General features: G+C 71.7%; 6 protein-coding genes. 2 read left to right on the top strand and 4 right to left on the bottom strand.

Translation table 11 applies throughout. The features are described from left to right. Positions 1 to 66: 66 nt before the first annotated feature. Both EAO70_RS14025 and EAO70_RS14020 read right to left on the bottom strand, forming a co-directional pair. Complete coding sequence (locus tag EAO70_RS14025) at positions 67 to 1,401, bottom strand: CynX/NimT family MFS transporter (RefSeq protein ID WP_261992851.1); 1,335 nt, start codon at positions 1,399 to 1,401, stop codon at positions 67 to 69. Next, a complete protein-coding gene (locus EAO70_RS14020; RefSeq protein ID WP_148003298.1) occupies positions 1,401 to 2,078 on the bottom strand; it encodes a FadR/GntR family transcriptional regulator in 678 nt (225 codons plus the stop codon). The genes EAO70_RS14025 and EAO70_RS14020 overlap by 1 nt, the downstream gene beginning before the upstream one ends. A gap of 124 nt (positions 2,079 to 2,202) precedes the next feature. Here EAO70_RS14020 and lpdA point away from each other — a divergent pair, with 124 nt between their 5' ends. Beyond that, the gene (lpdA, locus tag EAO70_RS14015) at positions 2,203 to 3,606 is read left to right on the top strand and encodes a dihydrolipoyl dehydrogenase (protein ID WP_148003297.1); all 1,404 of its coding nucleotides are present in this window, start codon (positions 2,203 to 2,205) and stop codon (positions 3,604 to 3,606) included. Positions 3,607 to 3,640: 34 nt separating this feature from the next. Then, positions 3,641 to 4,318, top strand: a complete 678-nt coding sequence (locus tag EAO70_RS14010; RefSeq protein ID WP_148003296.1) for a rhomboid-like protein — start codon at positions 3,641 to 3,643, stop codon at positions 4,316 to 4,318. A gap of 174 nt (positions 4,319 to 4,492) precedes the next feature. On the opposite strand, the gene EAO70_RS14005 is transcribed toward EAO70_RS14010, so the two are convergent. Together EAO70_RS14005 and serS are read right to left on the bottom strand one after the other, a co-directional pair. Then, the gene (locus tag EAO70_RS14005; RefSeq protein WP_148003295.1) at positions 4,493 to 5,299 is read right to left on the bottom strand and encodes an HAD family hydrolase; all 807 of its coding nucleotides are present in this window, start codon (positions 5,297 to 5,299) and stop codon (positions 4,493 to 4,495) included. Next, positions 5,296 to 6,585 (bottom strand): serine--tRNA ligase, encoded by a 1,290-nt coding sequence (serS, locus tag EAO70_RS14000; RefSeq protein ID WP_148003294.1) that lies wholly within the window; start codon positions 6,583 to 6,585, stop codon positions 5,296 to 5,298. The genes EAO70_RS14005 and serS overlap by 4 nt, the downstream gene beginning before the upstream one ends. Between the last annotated feature and the right edge of the window lie 117 nt (positions 6,586 to 6,702).

Raw genomic sequence — 6,702 nt, 5'->3', positions numbered from 1 at the left:
AAACCGACCCCGCTCACACCACCCCGCTCACCCGGTCCGCACACACGACCCGCTCCCGCGCCCCGCTCACACCGTCCGGTCCCGGGCGGCGAAGAGCCCCACCGTGAGGGCGGCCGCGCAGACCCCGAGGACCACGCAGATCGGCAGCGTCCAGGAGCCGGTGGCCTGGTGCAGGGCGCCGGCCGCGAGCGGGCCCGCGGCGGCGAGCAGATAGCCGACCGTCTGGGCCATCCCGGACAGCCGTGCCGCGGTCACCGCGTCCCCGGAGCGCAGCACGATCAGCGTCAGGGCGAGGCCGACCGCCCCGCCCTGGCCGACGCCGAGCACCGCGGCCCAGAGCCAGGCACCCGCCACCGGCGCCACCATCAGACCGGCGTAACCGGCCGCCACCAGCGTGGTGACCAGGGCGATCAGCGGACGCTGGCTCCGCATCCGGCCGGCGAGCAGCGGCACCACGAAGGCGCCCGCGATCTGGACCAGGTTGTTGAAGGCGAAGACGACACCGGCCGTGGAGCGGCTCATCCCGTGATCGGTGAAGATCGTCGGCATCCAGGCGATCAGCACGTACGACCAGAGCGACTGCAGTCCCATGAAGAGCGTGACCTGCCAGGCCAGCGCCGAGCGCCAGACGCTCACCCGGCGGGTGCCGGCGGCCGGCACGGCCCGTACCTCGTGGCCGGTGCGGCCCCGGGCGATCAGCGCCTGGGGGAGCCAGGCCACCGCGGCGACCACGGCGAGCAGGGACCAGAAGCCGAGCGAGGCCTCCCAGCCCCCGCCGAGGGCCTTCTCCAGCGGCACGGCGGCCGCCGCCGCGACCGTCGCACCGGCGATCATCGCGCCCGTGTAGACCGAGGTCATCGCCGCGGCCCGGTCCGGGAAGTCGCGCTTGATCAGGCCCGGCATCAGCACGTTGAGCAGGGCGATCGCGGTGCCGACGAGGATGCCGCCGCCGTACAGCGCGTACACGGAGGGCAGCACGCGCGCGAGGATGCCGACGGCGAGCAGCATCAGGGCCGCGAGCAGCACGCGTTCGGCGCCGAAGCGGCGCCCCAGCCAGGGGGCGAGGAGCGCGCCGACGCCGAGGAACAGCACCGGCACCGAGGTCACGAGCGAACTCGCCGTGGCGGAGAGGCCGAAGGTCCCGGATATCTCGCCGACCAGCGGCGCCACGGCGGCGAGCGCGGCCCGCATGTTCAGCGAGGCCAGCACGATCCCGACGAGGAGTAGCGCCGGGTGCGCGAGCAGCGCCCGCCGGGCCGCCGCCCCGGCGGGCGACGGCTCGACCCCGGCCTCCGCGTCGACGAGCACGGCAGGCGACTCGGACGGGTTCGAGGACGCGTTCCCGGACGGGTTCCCGGGCGGGTTCGCGGCCGCGCCCCGGGTACGGGTCTCCGCGCGCATCAGGAGTTCTCCGTCAGCGCCGCGACCGTCTCCATGGGGAGCCGCAGCAGTTCGCGGGCCTGGCGCTCCGCCGCCTCCGGGTCGCCGGCCTCGATCGCGGCGACCAGGGCCGCGTGGGCGTCGATGTCGACCGGCGGCATCTCGCGGTCGCCGAGGGCCTCCACGAGGACCTCGTGGACCTGGGCGGAGAAGAACCGGTACACCTCGACGAAGGCCGCGTTGTGGGTGGCGCCGACGACCGCGAGGTGGAAGGCGAGGTCGGCGTCCGCGTCCCGGTCGCCCTCCTCGCGCAGCGTGGTGAGGGCGGCCCCGAGCCGCAGCAGGTCGTGGGTGTCCCGCCGGGCCGCCGCGAGCCGCGCGGCCTCGGCCTCCAGGGCGACCCGCAGTTCGAGGACGTCGGCCGCGCCCGCGTGCCGTACCCCGCGCAGTACGGCCGCCGGATCGGCGGTCGACCTGACGAACGTGCCGTTGCCCTGGCGGGATTCCAGCAGGCCCGCGTGGACCAGCACCCGGACCGCCTCGCGGACCGTGTTCCGGCCCACACCGAGCTGCTGGGCGAGCTCGTGCTCGGTGGGGATGCGGTCGCCGACCGCCCACTCCCCGTCCGCGAGCTGCGTCCGCAGCTGCTCCACCACGGAGTCGACCAGCGAGGTCCGTCCCGTCGCCCTGAGTGCCATGCCGTTCCGACCTCTCCATTCGCCCGGTTGCCCGGTCATCCTACAACTGACCCGGGTGGGGGACACCGGACTACTGTGGGCCCGTACGCGGACCGAACACCCTCACCACCCTCGGGAGTCAGTCATGTCAGACCGCTTCGACGTCGTCGTACTCGGAGCTGGCCCCGGCGGCTACGTCGCCGCCATCCGCGCCGCCCAGCTGGGCAAGCGGGTCGCGGTCGTCGAGGAGAAGTACTGGGGCGGTGTCTGCCTGAACGTCGGCTGCATCCCCACCAAGGCGCTGCTGCGCAACGCGGAACTGGCCCACATCTTCACCCACGAGGCCAAGACCTTCGGCATCAAGGTGGACGGCACCGTCTCCTTCGACTACGCCGAGGCGTTCCGCCGCAGCCGCTCCGTCGCGGACGGCCGCGTCAAGGGCGTCCACTTCCTGATGAAGAAGAACGGGATCACCGAGTTCACCGGCCGGGGAACCTTCCTCGACGCGAACACCCTCCAGGTGGCGAAGTCCGACGGCACCTCGGAGACGATCCAGTTCGACAACTGCATCATCGCCACCGGTGCCACCCCGCGCCTGCTCCCGGGCACCTCCCGCAGCGAGCGCGTCGTGTCGTACGAGGAGCAGATCCTCGCCGAGGACGCCCCGCAGTCGATCATCATCGCCGGCGCCGGCGCGATCGGCATCGAGTTCGCGTACGTCCTCAACAACTACGGCACCAAGGTCACGATCGTCGAGTTCCTCGACCGCATCGCGCCGCTGGAGGACGAGGAGATCTCCAAGGAGCTGGCGAAGCAGTACCGCAAGCTCGGGATCGACGTCCTCACCTCGACCCGCGTCGAGACCATCGACGAGTCCGGCGCGCAGGTCCGCGTCACCGTCACCGGCAAGGACGGCGCCCAGAAGGTCCTGGAGGCCGACAAGGTCCTCCAGGCCATCGGCTTCGCCCCGAACGTCACCGGCTACGGCCTGGAGGCCACCGGTGTCGCGCTCACCGAGCGCGGTGCGATCGAGGTCGACGGCCGCTGCCGCACCTCCGTCCCGCACATCTACGCCATCGGCGACGTCACCGCGAAGCTGATGCTCGCGCACACCGCCGAGGCCATGGGCGTCATCGCCGCCGAGACCATCGGGGACGCCGAGACCATGGAGCTCGACTACCCCATGATCCCGCGCGCGACCTACTGCCAGCCGCAGATCGCCAGCTTCGGCTGGACCGAGGCGCAGGCCCGCGAGAAGGGCTTCGACGTCAAGGTCGCCAAGTTCCCCTTCGTGGCGAACGGCAAGGCCCACGGCCTCGGCGACGCCACCGGCTTCGTCAAGATCATCGCGGACGGGACGCACGGCGAGATCATCGGCGCCCACCTGATCGGCCCCGACGTCACCGAGCTGCTCCCCGAGCTGACCCTGGCGCAGCAGTGGGACCTCACCGTCCACGAGGTCGCGCGGAACGTCCACGCGCACCCGACGCTGGGCGAGGCCGTGAAGGAAGCGATCCACGGCCTTGCGGGACACATGATCAATTTCTGAGGTTTCCGCGGCTTCGGGTGATAGGCACGGAAAGGTGCCGACCGAAGCCAGCGGAACCCGTGGAACCCCACCGGGTGGCGAACCGTCCCGACCGATCAGGTCGTGGGTGCGTTCGTCACCCGGTACCCATGTCTGGCTCGGGGTCATCGCGATCACCAGCCTCGTCATCGCGCTCTCCCCGCAGGGCCTCGACACCTATCTGCTGCACCGCAACAGCAGCAACCTCCACCAGCTGTCCCACCACCCGCTGCGGGCCCTGCTCGGCAGCGCGTTCTGGATCGCGGACCCGGCCGACCTGCTGCTGTACGCGGCGCTGTTCGAGCTCGTCCACGCGCCCGTGGAGCGCTGGCTCGGGACGCCGAAATGGCTCTTCACCGTCGCCACCGCCCACATCGCGGCCACCCTGATCAGCCAGCAGGTCGTCCTCGTGGCCATCCGCCTGCACGACGTGCCGCGCAGCATGGCGCACGTCGTCGACATCGGGGTCAGCTACGGCCTCGCCGCGTCGGCGGGCATCCTCACGTACCGGCTCGCCCGGCCCTGGCGCTGGCTCTACCTCGCGGGGGTCGTGGCCTTCTTCGTCGTGCCGCTGCTCACCGACCGCACGTACACCGACCTCGGGCACGCGATCTCGCTGGCCGTCGGCCTCGCCTGCTACCCGCTCACCCGCGGAAAACCGGTCGACCCCGAACGGGGTCCCGGCGCACACTAGTTGTACGGGGGAAACGGGGGATCCCCCGTGAAGAGGGGGCGGCCGCTTCGAGCGCGCGGACTTCACGTCCGCGCGGGGCCGCCCCCTCTTCCCCGTCGGGGATCCGTCAGGCCGACAGGAGCTTCCCCGTCGGGGATCCGTCAGGCCGACAGGAGCTTCCCCGTCGGGGATCCGTCAGGCCGACAGGAGGCGCTCCAGGACGACGGCGATGCCGTCCTCCTCGTTGGACGCCGTGACCTCGTCCGCCACCGCGCGCAGTTCCGCGTGCGCGTTGCCCATGGCCACGCCGTGGGCCGCCCAGCCGAACATCGGGATGTCGTTGGGCATGTCGCCGAAGGCGATCGTCTCCGCGGCCTTCACCCCGAGCCGGCGCGCGGCCAGCGAGAGACCGGTCGCCTTGCTCAGACCGAGCGGCAGGATCTCCACGATCCCCGGCCCGGCCATGACGACGTCCACGAGACCGCCGACCGTCTCCCGGGCCGCCCGGGTGAGCTCGTCGTCCGTCAGCGTCGGGTGCTGGAGGTACACCTTGGTCAGCGGCGCCGACCACAGCTCCGCCGGGTCCTCGTACGGCACGTACGGCAGCGGGCCCTCGTGGATCCGGTAGCCGGGGCCCATGATGACCTCGCCCTCCAGGCCGTCGCGGCTGGCGGCCAGCGCGAGCGGGCCCACCTCCGCCTCCAGCTTGGACAGCGCGAGCCCCGCGAGCTGCCGGTCCAGGGTCAGCGAGGTGAGCAGCCGGTGCTCTCCCGCGTGGTAGACCTGCGCGCCCTGTCCGCACACCGCGATCCCCTCGTAGCCGAGGTCGTCGAGGATGTGCCGGGTCCAGGGCACCGCCCGGCCGGTGACGACGATGTGCGCGGCACCGGCCTCCGTGGCGGCGGCGAGCGCGGCCCGCGTGCGGTCCGAGACGGACTCGTCGGCGCGCAGCAGCGTGCCGTCGAGATCCGTCGCGACCAGGCGGTAGGGGAAGGTGCTCACTTGGCGATCGGCTCCAGGACCTCACGGCCGCCGAGGTAGGGCCGCAGCATCTCCGGGACGCGTACGGAACCGTCGGCCAGCTGGTGGTTCTCCAGGATCGCCACGATCGTGCGCGGGACGGCGCAGAGCGTGCCGTTGAGCGTGGCGAGCGGCTGCACGGTCTTCTTGCCGCCCTGCTCCTCGCGCATGCGGACGGAGAGGCGCCGGGCCTGGAAGCTGTCGCAGTTCGAGGCCGAGGTCAGCTCGCGGTACTTGCCCTGGGTCGGGATCCACGCCTCGCAGTCGAACTTGCGGGAGGCGGAGGACCCGAGGTCGCCGGTGGCGACGTCGATGACCTGGAACGGCAGCTCCAGGCCGGTCAGCCACTGCTTCTCCCACTCCAGGAGCCGCTGGTGCTCGTTCTCCGCGTCTTCCGGCGCGACGTACGAGAACATCTCGACCTTGTCGAACTGGTGGACGCGGAAGATGCCGCGGGTGTCCTTGCCGTACGTGCCGGCCTCACGGCGGAAGCAGGGCGAGAAGCCCGCGTACCGCAGGGGCAGCTTGTCGGCGTCGATGATCTCGTCCATGTGGTACGCCGCGAGGGGCACCTCGGACGTGCCGACGAGGTAGTAGTCGTCCTTCTCCAGGTGGTACACGTTCTCCGCGGCCTGGCCGAGGAAGCCGGTGCCCTCCATGGCGCGCGGACGGACCAGCGCCGGGGTCAGCATGGGGATGAAGCCGGCCTCGGTGGCCTGCGCGATCGCCGCGTTGACCAGGGCGAGCTCAAGCAGGGCGCCCACGCCGGTCAGGTAGTAGAAGCGCGAGCCGGAGACCTTGGCCCCGCGCTCGACGTCGATGGCGCCGAGCGCCTCGCCGAGCTCCAGGTGGTCCCTGGGCTCGAAGCCCTCGGCCGCGAAGTCGCGGATGGTGCCGTGCGTCTCGAGGACGACGAAGTCCTCCTCGCCGCCGACCGGGACGTCGGTGTGGACGATGTTCCCGAGCTGGAGCAGCAGCCGCTTGGCGGTCTCGTCGGCGTCGTTCTGCTCGGCCTCGGCGGCCTTGACGTCGGTCTTGAGCTGCTCGGCCTTCTGGAGGAGCTCGGCGCGCTCCTCCGGGGTGGCCCTGGGGATCAGCTTGCCGAGCGCCTTCTGCTCGGATCGGAGCTCGTCGAAGCGGACGCCGGACGACCTGCGCCGCTCATCGGCGGAGAGCAGGGCGTCGACGAGCGCGACGTCCTCTCCACGGGCGCGCTGGGAGGCGCGAACACGGTCGGGGTCCTCACGGAGCAGGCGAAGGTCAATCACCCCACCAGGCTACCGGTGCGTGTTGACCCGCCCCCACCGGATAACGTCACGCGTGTTGTCACGCATGCCGTTATGCCCGAATTGATACCCGTGAGAATGCCGGGATCCGGGTGCCGC

It is taken from the genome of Streptomyces sp. adm13(2018), from assembly GCF_008042145.1.
GTDB lineage: Bacteria > Actinomycetota > Actinomycetes > Streptomycetales > Streptomycetaceae > Streptomyces.
This window is presented reverse-complemented; position numbering and strand designations above follow the sequence as displayed.

Coding starts and splice junctions, on each gene's coding strand:
- EAO70_RS14025 (WP_261992851.1), bottom strand. CDS start 1,401: ATGCGCGCGGAGACCCGTACCCGGGGCGCGGCCGCGAACCCGCCCGGG.
- EAO70_RS14020 (WP_148003298.1), bottom strand. CDS start 2,078: ATGGCACTCAGGGCGACGGGACGGACCTCGCTGGTCGACTCCGTGGTG.
- lpdA (WP_148003297.1), top strand. CDS start 2,203: ATGTCAGACCGCTTCGACGTCGTCGTACTCGGAGCTGGCCCCGGCGGC.